The 14,613-nt window shown below is 70.4% G+C and carries 14 protein-coding genes; 4 read left to right on the forward strand and 10 right to left on the reverse strand.

Features of this window, described 5'->3' with window-relative positions; genetic code table 11:
* Positions 1–3: 3 nt before the first annotated feature.
* From ACSC1Q_RS10240 to ACSC1Q_RS10265, 6 genes are all read right to left on the reverse strand, one after another.
* On the reverse strand, positions 4–663 hold the full coding sequence (locus ACSC1Q_RS10240; protein ID WP_436758429.1) for a cysteine peptidase family C39 domain-containing protein: 660 nt from the start codon (positions 661–663) through the stop codon (positions 4–6).
* Positions 605–1,405, reverse strand: a complete 801-nt coding sequence (locus ACSC1Q_RS10245; protein ID WP_436758430.1) for a threonine ammonia-lyase — start codon at positions 1,403–1,405, stop codon at positions 605–607. The genes ACSC1Q_RS10240 and ACSC1Q_RS10245 overlap by 59 nt, the downstream gene beginning before the upstream one ends.
* Before the next feature lie 13 nt (positions 1,406–1,418).
* Positions 1,419–2,399 carry a D-alanine--D-alanine ligase family protein gene (locus tag ACSC1Q_RS10250; protein ID WP_436758431.1) on the reverse strand — a complete coding sequence of 327 codons (981 nt, stop codon included), beginning with the start codon at positions 2,397–2,399 and terminating at the stop codon, positions 1,419–1,421.
* A 185-nt stretch (positions 2,400–2,584) separates the two neighbouring features.
* A complete protein-coding gene (locus ACSC1Q_RS10255) occupies positions 2,585–2,728 on the reverse strand; it encodes a hypothetical protein (RefSeq protein ID WP_436758432.1) in 144 nt (47 codons plus the stop codon).
* Positions 2,725–3,372: a hypothetical protein gene (locus ACSC1Q_RS10260; RefSeq protein WP_436758433.1), complete on the reverse strand. Its 648-nt coding sequence runs from the start codon at positions 3,370–3,372 to the stop codon at positions 2,725–2,727. The genes ACSC1Q_RS10255 and ACSC1Q_RS10260 overlap by 4 nt, the downstream gene beginning before the upstream one ends.
* 127 nt (positions 3,373–3,499) lie before the next feature.
* Positions 3,500–3,901: a hypothetical protein gene (locus tag ACSC1Q_RS10265; protein ID WP_436758434.1), complete on the reverse strand. Its 402-nt coding sequence runs from the start codon at positions 3,899–3,901 to the stop codon at positions 3,500–3,502.
* A 159-nt stretch (positions 3,902–4,060) separates the two neighbouring features.
* Between ACSC1Q_RS10265 and ACSC1Q_RS10270 the strand changes: the two genes are divergently transcribed.
* The 4 genes from ACSC1Q_RS10270 to ACSC1Q_RS10285 all read left to right on the forward strand — a co-directional run bounded on the left by ACSC1Q_RS10270 (position 4,061) and on the right by ACSC1Q_RS10285 (position 10,548).
* Complete coding sequence (locus tag ACSC1Q_RS10270) at positions 4,061–5,203, forward strand: hypothetical protein (RefSeq protein WP_436758435.1); 1,143 nt, start codon at positions 4,061–4,063, stop codon at positions 5,201–5,203.
* A gap of 17 nt (positions 5,204–5,220) precedes the next feature.
* On the forward strand, positions 5,221–6,147 hold the full coding sequence (locus tag ACSC1Q_RS10275) for an inositol monophosphatase family protein (RefSeq protein ID WP_436758436.1): 927 nt from the start codon (positions 5,221–5,223) through the stop codon (positions 6,145–6,147).
* Positions 6,148–6,293: 146 nt separating this feature from the next.
* Positions 6,294–8,966 carry an ATP-dependent RNA helicase gene (locus tag ACSC1Q_RS10280; protein ID WP_436758437.1) on the forward strand — a complete coding sequence of 891 codons (2,673 nt, stop codon included), beginning with the start codon at positions 6,294–6,296 and terminating at the stop codon, positions 8,964–8,966.
* 217 nt (positions 8,967–9,183) lie between these two features.
* Complete coding sequence (locus tag ACSC1Q_RS10285; RefSeq protein ID WP_436758438.1) at positions 9,184–10,548, forward strand: amidase; 1,365 nt, start codon at positions 9,184–9,186, stop codon at positions 10,546–10,548.
* Between the two features lie 74 nt (positions 10,549–10,622).
* Here ACSC1Q_RS10285 and ACSC1Q_RS10290 read toward each other — a convergent pair whose 3' ends face one another.
* From ACSC1Q_RS10290 to ACSC1Q_RS10305, 4 genes are all read right to left on the reverse strand, one after another.
* Entirely contained in the window at positions 10,623–11,579 is a 957-nt protein-coding gene (locus ACSC1Q_RS10290; protein ID WP_436758439.1) for an aldehyde dehydrogenase family protein, read from the reverse strand.
* Between the two features lie 182 nt (positions 11,580–11,761).
* Positions 11,762–13,189, reverse strand: a complete 1,428-nt coding sequence (locus ACSC1Q_RS10295; protein WP_436758440.1) for an aldehyde dehydrogenase family protein — start codon at positions 13,187–13,189, stop codon at positions 11,762–11,764.
* Positions 13,190–13,198: 9 nt separating this feature from the next.
* Entirely contained in the window at positions 13,199–14,137 is a 939-nt protein-coding gene (gene deoC, locus ACSC1Q_RS10300) for a deoxyribose-phosphate aldolase (RefSeq protein ID WP_436758441.1), read from the reverse strand.
* A gap of 166 nt (positions 14,138–14,303) precedes the next feature.
* Positions 14,304–14,603 (reverse strand): hypothetical protein, encoded by a 300-nt coding sequence (locus tag ACSC1Q_RS10305; protein WP_436758442.1) that lies wholly within the window; start codon positions 14,601–14,603, stop codon positions 14,304–14,306.
* Positions 14,604–14,613 lie beyond the last annotated feature (10 nt).

Here is a 14,613-nt window from a genome sequence, read left to right on the forward strand (position 1 = left end):
GTTCTAGCACGCGCGCAAGGCGATACCACGGCCACCGAAGAACGTTTCGAACACGTTGACGGGCAGGCTGGCCTGGCGAGCGCCGGGCGTGTGGCCGGAGGGATTACGCAGGTGGATCAGCCCGTGGTCGTGGCCGGTGAGCAGGACCAGGTGTCCGCCCTGGCCGGGCGCGGGCCGGTCAGGGCGGCGGATCTCCTTGTGAACGGAAGCCATCACCAAGTATCCGGCCGCCAGCAGGCCGGGGATCTCCCGCATGGTCAGGTGCGGGTGGACAGTCGCGTCCAGGCCGTGCTCAGCGCGGACGTAGTCGGCGAACGGCTGGTAGTACAGGCCCTTGATCCGGCCCTGGTCGTCTTCGACGTAGCCACCGTAGGGCAGCACCCCGCGCAGCAACTCCAGCATCGGCGGCGCATGACCGTCGCGATGGTCGAGGACCATCTGGAGGCCGGCCATCCCGCAGCAGTGCTGAGCCCACCGGCCGTACTCCTCGCGGGTAGCGGCGCCCGACTCCGCCCAGCGTGGATCGTCGGCGGAGTCGGCGCCCCGGTAGGCGATCGCCTCGATGAGATCGGGCGTCATGTACTGGGTGTAGACCCCGACGTCGTCATGAAGCGTCTGCTCGGGGTTGACGGCCGTCGTCGGCCCGCAGGTCAGGCAACCCATCGTTTCCCCTTGCGTCAGTGCGGCCGATCAGCGCCCGGAACGTCGCCCAGGCGATGTTCCCCCCGGACAAGACCACACCTATCTTGCCGGAGGCGCTGGTGATCTGCCCGCAGGTGACCGCCGCCAGCGCGCACGCGCCGCTGGGTTCGACCACAACTTTCAGATGTGTGAAGCAGAGAGCCATCGCTTCGATGATCTGCGCATCGGTAACGGTGATCACCCGATCCAGCAGCGTGCGGTTGATGTCGAACGGGATCGGGGCCGGGGTGGTGTGCGCGAGTCCGTCCGCGATCGTGAGCGGCTGCCGGATCGTCGGAATGATCGTCAGGTCCCGTCGGTGGGCCAGCTCGGCCACCACGACGTCACGGTCTCCGTGGCCGCGTGTATAGAAGATCACCTCTGCCCCGAGGGCGCGAGCGGCGGCTACCTTGATCTCTGGCGCGTCGGCGGGCACCACCACGACCGCACGAGTACCGGCCTGCTGGGCAGCGAAGGCGAGCGCCTGGGCGTGGTTTCCCGAGGAGGCTCCGATCACGCCGGACGCCAGCTCCTCAGGCGACAGGCTCAGCACGTGGTTCAGCGCCCCGCGAACTTTGAACGAGCCGGTCCGCTGGAGGTTCTCGGCCTTGCACACCACCGGGGCGGCGCACAGCTGGTCCAGCGTGGGCATGGACAGCAGGGGAGTGCTGGTGAGGGCGGTCAGGCGGGCCGTGGCCGCGCGGACGTCGTCGATGCCGATCATGTGGTTCACCTCCTCAGGGCTGGTAGCCCTGCTTGGTCAGGGCGCTGGACAGGATGTGGGTGATCAGGCCGTCGTATTCCAGCCCGGCGGCCGTGGCCATGGTGGCCATGTTCCCCTTGCCCGACAGGCCCGGCAGGGTGTTGGTCTCCAGCCAGAACACCTCATTGATGCCGGTGACGACGAAGTCACTGCGCGAGTAGCCGGAGCAGCCCAACGCGCGGTGCGCGTCCTTCGCCCATTCACCGATCAGCGAGGTCGTGCTCGCGGGCAAGTCGGCCGGGCAGTGGTTGGAGAACAGCTCAGGGTTGTTCTTGGTCGCGTGGTCGTACCATTCGCCGGTTGTCCGCGTCTCCAGCACCGGAAGCACCCGCAATTCGTCGCCGTCTTGGAGCACTCCTGCGGTAACGGAGCGGCCGGGGCAGTAGCGCTCGGCGAACAAGGCCTGCCCGCCGGCCCGCAGCTCCTCGATCAGCTGGGTAAGGTCCTCCTCGGCGCGGGCGACGCGCATGTCGATGGAGCCGCCCTCCGACACCGGTTTGAGCATGATCGGCAGGTGCAGGGATTCCATCAGCTTCTTGGCGGACAGCTCAGCGGGCCGGCCGGGGTCGATGGAGCTACCGGGCAGGACGTTCACACCGTGCGCGGCCACCATCGTCTTGGCGGCGGGCTTGTGCATCGCCAGAGCGCTGGCCAGCACACCCGATCCGGTGTAGGGGATGCTCCGGTGCTCCAGCAGGCCTTGCAGTTTGCCATCCTCGGCGTACTGCCCGGCGATGGCGAGGAACGCTACATCCACCCCGCGCAGGGATTTGACGAAGTCGGGCGTGGAGGTGTCGATCTGGACGGCGAAGAAGCCTTGCCGGACCAGCGATGCGTGAACGGTCCTGCCCGACAGGAGCGAGCGCTCGCGCTCGCGGGAGACGCCGCCGGTCAGTACGCCGATTCGGCCATGGCTACGCAGGTCGAGTAGGGCGGCGTCGGTGGGAAACGGCACAGGATCCTCCTGTAGTCCCTGGGGGTTGGGGTCGTTAAGGCCCCTGGTTGCTCCCTCCCATCGCCTGTTGGCATAGAGGGATGGTGACGTGGGGGTCACCTGCAACCAGGGGGGTGTGCCCCCGGTAGGGCACGGTCGATGCAGGGTGTAGACCGTCCTGGGAAGGTTGGCCCTACCGGGGAGTTCTAGGAGTTCCAGGAATCCCAGTGCCACGGCCGCCACCCGTTGCGCCAGTCCCGCACGAACGACTCCACGACGATGGCCGTGATGCCGAGCAGGATGGTCACGGTGATGGCGTCGACGCCTCTTCTGAACGCTTCGAGGATCATATGGCGACCTGGAGGTCGTGAAGGCGCACAAGGAGCTGGGTGGCCAGAGCCCGCCCGAGGCGGCTGTCGGACAGCGTCAACTCGACCCCTTCCGCCAGGGGGAGAGCCAGCTCTCCGAAGGGCATGTACAGGTTCGCCAGGACGCCGTAAGGCTCGTAGCCGCCCACGGTGTAGATGGCCGCGGCCTTGCGAAGGTGGGGGCACTGCTCGATCGCCTCGGGGATGCAGTCCCGGCAGGTGGGCGGGGCGTTGGTGTATCCCTGATCCGCTGACTTGCCGTCGTCGGAGAGCAGCCATGACCATCGCCCGGATTTCTGATCGAGTGCCGGCCTGCTGCATATCTGGCAGAGTCCAAGGTCGATGTACTGCCACTGACGGCGGGTGTGGACCTTGGGGAAAATGGGTCGGCCCCGCCGGTTCGTCTTCTGGCGAGCCCGCAGGACCCCATAGCCCAAGTCGCCTGGGCGAGGCTGAGCATGCCGCAGTCGTGGCCCGGTGGGGTGATTCACGAAGATGACATGCTGCGGTAGGGCTTCGCCTTCGTGGGCGACGACGGCCGGGGCGCGAAGCTGTGTCGGCGCGGCGCCGGTCACCGCGGCCTCCCAGCCAGCCAGATCGACCACCTGATCCGCGCGGCCATGCATCCCAGCTCAAGGTCTCGGAACGTCGGTTCGGTCACGTCGGCAGGGGCGCTCTCGGGGCTGCCCTTGCGCCGCGCCTCGAAAGTGCCGTCCGGGTTCTCTGTGACGTCGAACTGCTCTATCTCCAGCATCACGTCGCCTCTTTTGGAAGCGCCGCGAGAATCAGATCCACTACCGCGTGCGGCTGGTCAGCGTTCACCAGCTGGGCCGTGACGCCCACCGCAGGCAGGGAAACCACGTAACAGCCGGAGCGGGTCCCCACGGTCACGGTCGCGACCTCCCAGCCCTCACGGCTGTGAGCGACAAGCTCGGGGGCGCGCCGCGTTCGCTGTCCCGTGGGCCACGGCTTGTTGTCCACTCCCAGTTTCAGGGCAATCGTGTGAACGACGTAGGTGTGGTGGACACCCTTCATCTTCAGTAGCTGCCGTACGACGACGAGCGCCTTGTCATGCGCCTCGGCGACAAGGTCACTTACCTCAGGATGGGTGCGCTCCTCTGCGCCGGCCTCTGTTGCTGTCTGTACAGGGATCATGACTCTGAGGCTAGGAGTTGCCCCGTTCCCCCCACACCTGCGACGGAGCCCACAATCGCTCAGATATCAGGGCGGCGCTGACCTGCTCTTTCCTCTAATCCGTGTCACCTGCCCATTGAGATGGGTAACGTGGCGCCGAAACCGAGGAGGCGGCGAATAATGCCTACCCAGAGCCGAGGCAAGGAAAGTCCTCAAGCGCGAGGACGTGAACTGGCACGTATGGGTCGAGAGTTATTTCAGGAGATAGGTTCGGTCAAAGGGGCCGCCGTCGAGCTAATGAATCGGCATCCCGACATACCCAGTCTCCAGGCACATCGCTATGCCTGTGGCCTCTCGCAGGATCAAGCCGCCGTTCGGTACAACGAGGTAACCGGGCACCAAACCAGCCTGGGCGGCACCTCCATCAACGCTTGGGAGACATGGGCGCGTGCTCGCGGTGGAGCTGGATCGCCTCCGTCATTCTCAAGCCTGCTGATTCTCGCCACCGCATACAGCAGCGGCCCCCTAGGAGTCGCAAGTGAGGACATTTCCCCCGGCGATCTGGTCGCTGAAGCGTATGAGCGCCTCGCACCCGAAGACCAGCTTTCACTGAAAAGCTTCACCGCGGCCAACTCGTTCCCAGAGCCACCCGAGCTACGGCCAGTCCCGGAACGGCGCCCGTTCGCGGTGGGGCGTCAGATGGTCGACACTTCCGACAACCCCATCGGCCCAGACTTCAGCCTGACTGCTCCCACTGTCGAGTTCGGCAATCCGGAAATCTGCCTGTACTCCCTTCCCAACCCCCGACCAGGCCAACTGCTGAACCTGACGTGGGCATCGTTCGGCCACGGGCTCGAACGACTTATCCAGCAGATCAAGAACGTTGGGCGCCGCGTGGACGTGGATGCCTGCTTCGGGATCAACGAAGCGGGCCTGGTCATGGCAACCTTCCTGGCATCTGCCCAGTTCGGGCGGTGCCCCATTGGATACCTCAGGTGCAACAAGAGCCGGGACTTCATCACCCTCGATCGGTCCTCGACGTACCCGGACCTGCCAGAAGCTCCAACGATCGTTCTGTGCGACTTCGAGGTCAAGCACGCGGATGTCGTTGGATTCATCACCGGCGAGATTCGCCAGCGTTACCCTGGCGCAGAAATCTACTTCGCCGTCTTCGGCGCCATGACGAAGGAGCGGAACCTCGAAGTGGCCAGCTTCGATGACCTGACAGGCGCTGGCATCATGCGAGCCGCTGCCTTCAAGGCGGTGTTCATTGCTGCGACGATGTCCCCTCCGGGGATTGAACCACCCCTGGAGTTACGCTGACAACGGAGGTACATGCAGTGCCCGAGGCCCAGCTTCCGAGCGTCGCCGAAGATCTCACAACCCTGGTATCCACGCTGATCAGTGAGATTCGCCCCCAGCTCATCGGCGCTGCCCTCTCGGGCAAGCATGCCGACCGCACGAATGCCCGGCACACCGACAACTTCCTGTCCGACTACGACCTGCTCCTCCATGACCGCTATCGGGAGCTGCTCTCAGAGATCTTCCCGTCCTTCGTCTACGCCAGCGAAGAGGCCGACCCACAGGTCATAGGCGACGACCCTGACCCCGACCTGTGCGTCCTCGTAGATCCGCTGGACACGAGCGAGATGGCTGTACGTTCCCTCTACGGCTACACGCACGTCATGGTCTACTCGCGAAGCCTCGCACGCCCGATCGCGGCTGTGGTGGGCGACATCTTCCACCACCTCCAGATCTACACCGCGGCCCGCGACGAGGCCGGCCAGGATCACGCGTTCCTGCGTGAGCAGAACGGCGCCACTCACCCCCTCCGGCCGAGGCAGGCCGTGCCCGTACGGGAAGCCCTCATCACCAACTTCCTGATGAAGCCCGACCGCTTCCAGGCACTGGCCCAGCAGAACCGCCTGATCGAGAAACTGAACCAGCCCGCCGACAACGGGAACAGCCTTGGCCGTATCGGTGTGGACTTCGGCTCCATCAGCTTGTGCCATGTCGCCGCCGGGTTCACGGACGCGACGATCGAGTTCTCAAAGGGCTTCGCGATATGGGACCTGGCCCCAGGCCACTACATCCTCAGCGCGGTCGGCGGGACCGTCATCGACCTCCGAGGCAAGCCCATCTCACTGAACTACCGGCTCGACACCTTGGGCGATATCGCCGAGGCGATGGACCGGCGCCAGACGTTCATCGCGGCCACCAACCCGACGCTTGCCGACGAGATCGCCGACGTGCTGACAGAGGAATGAGAGCTCCGGCTGTCCGGCCGGACACACCAGGGTTGCCCCCTCAGACGTGACGGCTTTTCTGTGAAGCTCCTATAACGGGACGAGGCCCGGAATCGGCCGTCCGGGGCCGCGTCTCACCCGGTACCGGACTCGGGGACACTGGACGGGTGCGTTCCGACTGGTCCGGCCTGCCCGTACGTCATGCCCTGCCCGAGTTGCTCGCGGCACTCGACGGGCGGGGCGTCGCCGTGCTCACCGCGCCTCCGGGCACCGGCAAGACCACGCTCGTCCCGCTCGCGCTGGCCGGGCTCCTCGACGGCTCTACGCCCAGGCGGGTGATCGTGGCCGAGCCGAGGCGGATGGCGGTACGGGCGGCGGCGAGGCGGATGGCGTGGCTGCTGGAGTCCGAGGTGGGGGCGGAGGTCGGGTTCTCGATACGCGGCGAGCGCAGGGTCGGTCCGAGGACGGTCGTCGAGGTCGTCACGACGGGGGTCCTCCTGCAGCGGCTCCAGCGCGACCCCGAGCTCGAAGGCGTCGACACGGTCCTGCTCGACGAGTGCCACGAGCGCCACCTGGACGCCGACACCGCGCTGGCGTTCCTCCTCGACGTCCGCGCCGCGCTCCGCCCCGACCTGCGGATCCTCGCCACCTCCGCCACCGCCGACGCCGCCCCCTGGGCCCGCCTCCTCGGCTCCCCCGGCGGCCCCCCGGCGCCCGGCGGCTCCGGCGTACCGCCCGACGACCCCGGCGACACCGACGGTTCCGACGACGCCTCGGGCGGACCCGCGCCGATCGTGCACGCCTCCGGCACCATGCACCCGGTCACGCCCGTCTGGGCCCCGCCCACCGGGACCGTCGCCCCGCCCCACGGCATGCGGGTGGACCCGGTGTTCCTCGCCCACGTCGCCGGTGTCGTACGGCGCGCGCTGGCCGAGCACGAGGGGGACGTGCTCTGCTTCCTGCCGGGCGTCGGCGAGATCGGCCGGGTGGCCGCGATGCTCTCCGGCGTCGAGGTCCTCCAGGTGCACGGCCAGGCTCCGGCCCGCGTCCAGGACGCGGTCCTGTCCCCGGGCGACGGGAGGAGGGTGGTGCTCGCCACCTCGGTCGCCGAGTCGAGCCTGACCGTGCCGGGCGTGCGGATCGTGGTCGACTCCGGCCTGGCCAGGGAGCCTCGCACCGACCACGCCCGCGGTCTCGGTTCGCTCACCACCGTCCGCGCGTCCAGGGCCTCGGCCACCCAGCGGGCGGGGCGGGCGGGCCGCGAGGCGCCGGGCGTGGTCTACCGGTGCTGGTCGCGGGCCGAGCACGACCGGCTGCCCGAGCACGCGCGCCCCGAGATCGCGCTCGCCGACCTGACCGGCTTCGCCCTCCAGGTGGCCTGCTGGGGTGATCCCGCCGCCACCGGCCTGGCCCTGCTCGACGCGCCGCCGCCCGCCGCGATGGACGCCGCCCGCCGCACCCTGTACGCCCTGGGCGCCCTGGACTCCCCCGGCGCCTCGCGGCCACCGGGCGCGCCGGAGCGTTCGCCGGGACACGCGCCGGACCTTCCCCCGGGCCGGGTGACCGACCGGGGACGGCGGATGGCCGGGGTCGGGGTCCATCCGCGCCTGGCACGGGCCCTGATCGACGCCGGTACGGCCGGTACCGCCACCGCCACGGACGCGGGTTCCCGGGCCGCCGAGGTCGTGGCGCTGCTGTCGGAGCAGCTGCCCCGGGACGCGGGCGACGACCTGGTGGCGGTCTGGCGCTCCGCCCGCCAGGGCGGCGACGGCTTCTCCGCCCGCTGGCGTCAGGAGGCGGGACGCCTGGCGCGGGCCGTACCCGGCACCGCTCGCCGTTCCGGCGGGAAGCCGGCGGACGCCGTCCGAACAGGAGACGGCGACGACGCCGTGGCCGGCATGGTCGTGGCGCTGGCCTACCCGGAACGGGTGGCGCGACGGCGCGGCGGCTCGTACCTGATGGCCTCGGGAACGGCCGCGGAGCTGCCGCGCGGGTCGCGGCTGGGGACGGCGGAGTGGCTCGCCGTCGCGGTCGCCGACCGGCCCACCGGAGCGGCGTCCGCCAGGATCAGGCAGGCGGTGGTGATCGACGAGGAGATCGCCAGGCTCGCCGCGGCCTCCCTGTACGGCTCCGACGAGGAGATCACCTGGCACACGCCGCCGGGAGAGCGGCGCGGCGACGTGTCGGCGCGCCGGGTGGAGCGGCTGGGCGCCATCGAGCTGTCCAGCGGCGCGCTCCGCGGCGCCGACGTGCGGCCCGCCGTCCTGGAGGGCCTGCGCGTGGAGGGCCTGTCGATCCTGCGCTGGACGCCAGAGGCCGTGGCCCTGCGCGAGCGGCTGGCCTTCTGCCGCCGCACGCTCGGCGACCCGTGGCCCGCGACGGACGACGACGCGCTGGTCGGCGCGGCCGACCGCTGGCTGGAGCCCGAGCTGTCGCGAGCCCGCCGCCGGTCGGACCTGGAGCGCCTCGACGTGGTCTCCGCGCTGCACCGCCTGGTCCCGTGGAACGCCCGGCTGGCGGAGGTGGCCCCGGAGCGGGTCGAGGTGCCGAGCGGGTCGCGGGTCAGGATCGACTACTCGGGCGAGCGGCCGGTGCTGGCGGCCAAGCTGCAGGAGCTGTTCGGCTGGGCCGAGGCCCCGCGCGTCGCGGGGGTCCCGCTCGTGATCCACCTGCTCTCCCCCGCGGGCCGCCCGGCCGCCGTCACCGCCGACCTGGCCTCCTTCTGGCGCGAGGGCTACCGCGCGGTCCGCGCCGAGCTCCGCGGGCGCTATCCCCGGCATCCCTGGCCCGACGATCCCCTGTCGGCCACCGCCACCCGCCGTACCAACCCCCGCCGCTGACCCCACCCAGGAGGCCACCGCCACCCGCCGTACCGGCCCCCGCCGCCGACCCCGGCGGCCCGGGACCCGGGAGCGCCGGATACGCCGGATGAAATAACGTCAACGAGCCGGACAAGTCATCTGATTGAGACGTGGGACGCTTCCCCTCACGCACTCGCCAGACCACACTCGGTGCATGTCGTGGGTGGGAAGTTCCGCAGTGGAGATCGCGGATGCCGTGCGACGGGGGAAGGTCACGGCACCCGTGGTGGTCGCCGAGCATCTCGCCGCCATCGCCGAGCGCGACGGGCGGATCGGGGCGTTCCGCGTGGTCCTCGCCGAGCGGGCGCTGGCCGAGGCGCGGGCCCTGCAGGAGCGGGGGGACCTGGCCGGGTTGCCGCTCGCCGGGGTGCCGGTCGCGATCAAGGACAATGTCGCGGTCCGGGGTGAGACGTCGCGCGACGGTTCGGCGGCGACGCCCGACGTGCCCGCGGACGACGATCATCCCGTGGTCGCGAGGCTGAGGGCGGCGGGCGCGGTGGTCGTCGGCATCACCAACGTGCCGGAGCTGTGCCTGGCCGGGTTCTCCGACAGCGTGTACGGCGTCACGCGCAATCCGTGGGACCCGGGCAGCACCGCCGGCGGCTCCTCGGGCGGGAGCGCGGCGGCCGTGGCCGCGGGGATGGTCCCGCTGGCCCACGGCGCCGACGGGCTGGGCTCGCTGCGCATCCCCGCCGCCTGCTGCGGCCTGGTCTCGATCAAGCCGGGGCAGGGGCTGGTCCCGCCGCCCGAGCACGACTGGTACGCGATGGCGGAGAACGGGCCGCTGGCCACCACCGTCGCCGACCTCGCCCTCGCCCTCGCCGTCATGGCGGACGACATGGCCCTGGCGACGCCCGGCGAGAGCGAGGCCCTCGGCGTGGGCAGCGCCATCGACGACTACCCGGGCGGGCTCACCCTGTCGGAGCCGCTGAGGCTGCGGATCGCGGTCGCGCCGATGCCGCTGCCGCCGGGGTTCTCGGTGGACGCCGAGTTCCAGCGGGCGGTGACCGGGGCGGCGGAGGTCCTGGGCGCGGCGGGGCACACCGTGGTGGACCACACCGAGCGGATGCCCTTCCGGACCGGTGCCGCCGCCGTGGCCACCTGGTTCGCGTGCGCCAGGGGCGACGCCGAGGGCCTCGACCCGCGCCGGCTGGAGCGGCGCACCAGATCCCTGGCGAGGATGGGCCGGCTGCTCGCCAGGTTCGGGGCGGACGGCGCGACGGGCCGCGACCGCTGGCGCGCGTACGGCGCCGACCAGTGGTTCGGGAACGCCGACGTGCTCGTCACCCCGACGCTCGCCGCCGTGCCGCCGCCCGCCGAACGCTGGGGCCGCCGGGGGCTGCTGGCCAACGTCCGCGTCAACCTGTCGTACGCGCCCGCCACCGCGGCGTGGAACATGGCCGGCTGGCCGGCCATGAACATCCCGTACGGAAGGCATTCCAACGGCACGCCGATCGGGGTCCAGCTCGTCGCGGCCCCGGGCGGCGAGGCACAGCTCCTCGCCCTGGCCGGTCAGCTGGAGACCGCCCGCCCCTGGCCCCGCCACGCCCCGCTCACCTGACCGCCGGGCCCACCGGGCCCACCTGACCTGGCGGACCCAACGAACGAGGCCCGGCGGGCCGGAGCCGAGGGAGGTCAGACGCCGGTAGGGTGCCAGACGGTCTTGGTCTCCAGGAAGGCCGTCAGGCGCCTGGTGCCGGGGTCGGCGGACCAGTCGGTCGCGGCGGCGGGACGGAAGACCCTCTTGAGGTTCTCCGCCGCCGCCTCCTCGCACGCGACCGCCAGGCCCTCGTCGGTGACCCCGGTGAGGTCGAGGGCGTTGACGTCCATGTGCGCGGCGAGCCAGGGGGCGATCTCGGCGGCCGAGCCGGTGAGGATGTTCACCACCCCGCCGGGCAGGTCGGAGGTGGCGAGCACCTCGGCCAGGGTGATCGAGGGCAGCGGGGCGCGCTCGCTCGCGACCACGACGCAGGTGTTGCCCGTGACGATCACCGGGGCGATCACCGAGACGAGCCCCAGCAGCGGCTCGTCGGGGGCGACCACCGCGACCACGCCGGTCGGCTCCGGCGTGGAGATGTTGAAATAGGGCCCGGCGACCGGGTTGGTGGCCCCGGCGACGGCCGCGATCTTGTCGGACCACCCGGCGTACCAGACCAGCCGGTCGACGGCCGCGTCCACGACCTCCCCGGCCTTCCTCGTCCCGGCCTCCGCCAGCTCGGCGGTGAACTGGGCCCGGCGGCCCTCCAGCATCTCGGCGACGCGGTAGAGGACCTGCCCCCGGTTGTACGCGGTGGCGCCCGACCAGCCGCCGAAGGCCTTGCGCGCGGCCGTCACCGCGTCGCGGGCGTCCTTGCGGGAGGCCCGGGACGCGTTGGCGAGGAAGTCGCCCCTGGAGGAGGCCACGGCGTAGGACCTTCCGCTCTCGGAGCGCGGGAACGCCCCGCCGATGTACAGCTTGTACGTCTTGCGCACGGCGAGCCGCGCGGACCCGGGGCTCGCGGGGTCCTCTCCGCCCTCGCCCGTACCGTCTCCCGCCGGGGCACTCGCCTGCTTGCCCGCCCGTGATCGGCTCGGCCGCTCCGCCTTACTCATTTCCCAGCCCTCTCCACGAGCTCTCCTGCTGCGCCAGCCGGGCCGGCACGAAGATCTGACCGCAGCGGCTCACGCCGCACCGGTGGGCGAACCAGCCCCGCAGCACCGGCCGTCCGGCGCGGGCGAAGCCGTGGCCCCGGGTGCTCTGGGCACGACGGGGGCGGCGTTTGGCCCTGTGATGCTCACACATCGAGATACGCCTCCAGCCCGTGCCGTCCGCCCTCTCGCCCGTACCCGGACTCCTTGTAGCCGCCGAACGGTGAGGTGGGGTCGAACCGGTTGAAGGTGTTGGCCCAGACGACACCGGCGCGGAGCTTGTCCGCCATCCACAGGATGCGCGAGCCCTTCTCCGTCCACACGCCCGCCGACAGGCCGAACGGGGTGTTGTTGGCCTTCTCCACCGCCTCGGCCGGGGTGCGGAAGGTGAGCACGGACAGGACCGGGCCGAAGACCTCCTCGCGGGCGATCCGGTGCGACTGGGCGACGCCGGTGAAGATGGTCGGCGGGAACCAGAAGCCCTTGTCGGGCAGCGAGCAGGCCGGGGACCAGCGCTCGGCGCCCTCCGCCTCCCCGAGGTCGGACAGCTCGCGGATCTTGGCGAGCTGGGCCGCGGAGTTGATCGCGCCGATGTCGGTGTTCTTGTCCAGCGGGTCGCCCAGCCGGAGGGTGCCGAGCCGCCGCTTCAGCGCGTCGAGCAGCTCCGTCTCGATCGACTCCTGCACCAGCAGCCGGGAGCCCGCGCAGCAGACGTGGCCCTGGTTGAAGAAGATCCCGTTGACGATGCCCTCGACGGCCTGGTCGAGCGCGGCGTCCTCGAAGACGATGTTCGCGGCCTTGCCGCCGAGCTCCAGGGTGACCTTCTTGCCGGTGCCGGCGACCGATCTCGCGATCTGGCGGCCGACTTCGGTGGAGCCGGTGAAGGCCACCTTGTTCACGTCGGGGTGGTTCACCAGGGCGGCGCCGGTCTCGCCCGCGCCGGTCACGATGTTGACCACGCCGGGCGGCAGGTCGGCCTGCGCGCAGATCTCCGCGAACAGCAGCGCGGTGAGCGGGGTGGTCTCCGCGGGCTTGAGGACGACCGTGTTGCCGCAGGCCAGTGCGGGTGCGATCTTCCACGCGAGCATGAGAAGCGGGAAGTTCCACGGGATGACCTGGCCGGCCACCCCGAGCGGGCGCGGCGCGGGGCCGTACCCGGCGTAACCGAGCTTGTCGGCCCAGCCGGCGTAGTAGAAGAAGTGGGCCGCCACCAGGGGCAGGTCCACGTCGCGGGACTCGCGGATCGGCTTGCCGTTGTCCAGGGACTCCAGCACGGCCAGCTCGCGCGAGCGCTCCTGGATGATGCGCGCGATCCGGAACAGGTACTTGGCCCGCTCCGAGCCGGGCAGCGCCGACCAGACGCCGAACGCCTTGCGGGCGGCCTGGACCGCCCGGTCGACGTCGGCCTCGGTGGCCCAGGCGACCTCCGCCAGGACCTCCTCGGAGGCCGGGTTGACGGTCTTGTTGCGGTTCTCACCCTGGGAGTCGACCCACTCGCCACCGATGAACAGGCCGTAGGACGGCCTGATGTCGACGACGTCACGCGACTCGGGCGCCGGTGCGTACTCAAACATGTGAACGCCTTAGTCGAGGGTGAAGTAGTCGGGACCCGCGTACCTGCCGGTGGCCATCTTCTGGCGCTGCATCAGCAGGTCGTTGAGGACGCTGGAGGCGCCGAGCCGGAACCAGTCGGGGTCGAGCCAGCCGTCGCCGACGGTCTCGTTGACCAGGACGAGCATCTTGATCGCGTCCTTGGTGGTCTTGATGCCGCCCGCGGGCTTCACCCCGACCTTGCGGCCGGTCACGGCGAGGAAGTCGCGGACCGCCTCCAGCATGACCAGCGTCACCGGAACGGTCGCGGCGGGCTGCACCTTCCCGGTGGAGGTCTTGATGAAGTCGCCCCCGGCCAGCATGGCCAGCCAGGACGCGCGGCGCACGTTGTCGTACGTGGACAGCTCGCCGGTCTCCAGGATCACCTTCAGGTGGGCGTCGCCGCACGCTGCCTTGATCGCGACGATCTCCTCGTAGACCTTGAGGTAGTCGCCGGAGAGGAACGCGCCCCGGTCGATGACCATGTCGATCTCGTCGGCCCCGGCCGCCACCGCGAAGGTGGTGTCGGCGATCTTGACGTCGAGCGAGGAGCGCCCGCTGGGGAAGGCGGTCGCGACACTGGCCACCTTGACGCCGGAGCCCTTCACGGCCGCCGCGGCCCCGGCGACCATGTCGGGGTAGACGCACACCGCGGCCACCCTGGGCACGGAGGGGTCGGCCGGGTCGGGGTGGACGGCCTTGGCGCACATCGCGCGGACCTTACCCGGGGTGTCGGCACCTTCGAGGGTCGTCAGGTCCACCATGCCGATGGCGAGGTCGATGGCCCGGGCCTTGGCGGTGGTCTTGATGGATCGGGTGCCGAGCATCGCGGCGCGCTGGTCGGCGCCCACGCGGTCGACACCGGGCAGGCCGTGCAGGAAGCTTCGCAGCGTGACATTGGACGTTGCCACGTCGGTGAGCGAGGTCGTCATAGTTGACACCTCTCCAGCATGCCTACTGGTGTGATTACTTCCAAACTGGACCCTGCACAGCAGGCTTGCCGGTTTTCGTCAACATCCGCCGACCGGCCCGCGCCGGGCCCGGACACCACCGGGCCCCCGTGTCACACGAGAGCCCGGCGTCAACGCGGAAACCTGATCAGACGAGACAGGCGAGAACCTGAGGCACCGTCACACCGGCGAGGCTGGCGATGAGGTTCAGGGCCGTGTTGAGGGGAAGCAACCCGGCTCCGACCAGGGCGAGAAGCGGCCCGGCGATGGTCTTGATGGTCTGGCACAGTTCGGCCTGCGAAAGGGACGGGTTGGGAGCGGCCACGGCGGCACCGGAGACGGCAGGGCCGGGAGTCGCCGCGGCACCCGCGACGGAGGGAGTGCTTAGTACGGCCAGGCCGAGAGCGGCGACCGCGACGCCACGGACAGCGATTTTCTGAAGACGCATCATGAGAGTT

The sequence above is a fragment of the Streptosporangium heterodermiicola genome, assembly GCF_051390675.1.
GTDB lineage: Bacteria > Actinomycetota > Actinomycetes > Streptosporangiales > Streptosporangiaceae > Streptosporangium.